Origin of the sequence: Burkholderia sp. Bp8986 (assembly GCF_003854225.1) — a bacterium.
In the GTDB taxonomy this organism is placed as follows: Bacteria; Pseudomonadota; Gammaproteobacteria; order Burkholderiales; family Burkholderiaceae; genus Burkholderia.
The window spans coordinates 1-573 of record NZ_QTQM01000200.1 but is presented as its reverse complement, the minus strand read 5'-3'; the positions used below and the strand labels follow the sequence as shown (position 1 = coordinate 573).

Annotated in this window: 1 protein-coding gene; it reads right to left on the bottom strand. The window is 62.7% G+C overall.

The features are described 5' to 3' along the window. Nucleotides 1-3: 3 nt before the first annotated feature. On the bottom strand, nt 4-573 hold a 570-nt coding region (locus DID99_RS36875; RefSeq protein WP_148094727.1), incomplete at its 5' end, for an amino acid ABC transporter ATP-binding protein.

The window sequence follows — 573 nt, the reverse complement described above, 5'->3', positions numbered from 1 at the left end:
CGCTCAGTGCAGGATTTTCGCGAGGAAGTCCTTCGCGCGGTCCGACTTCGGATTCGAGAAGAAATCGTCCTTGCGGTCGTCCTCGACGATCGCGCCTTTGTCCATGAAGATCACGCGATGGGCGACCTTCTTCGCGAAGCCCATCTCGTGCGTGACGACCATCATCGTCATGCCTTCCTGCGCGAGTTCGACCATCACGTCGAGCACTTCGTTGATCATCTCGGGATCGAGCGCGGACGTCGGCTCGTCGAACAGCATCGCGATCGGGTCCATCGACAGCGCGCGCGCGATCGCGACCCGCTGCTGCTGGCCGCCCGAAAGCTGGCCCGGAAACTTGTGCGCATGCGCCTTCAGGCCGACGCGATCGAGCAGCTTCATGCCCTTCTCGGCCGCTTCGTCCTTGCCGCGGCCGAGCACCTTGACCTGCGCGAGCGTCAGGTTCTCGGTGATCGACAGGTGCGGGAACAGCTCGAAATGCTGGAACACCATCCCGACCTTCGAGCGCAGCTTCGACAGGTTCGTCTTCTTGTCGCCGACCGACTGGCCGTTCACGAGGATCTCGCCCTGCTGGAA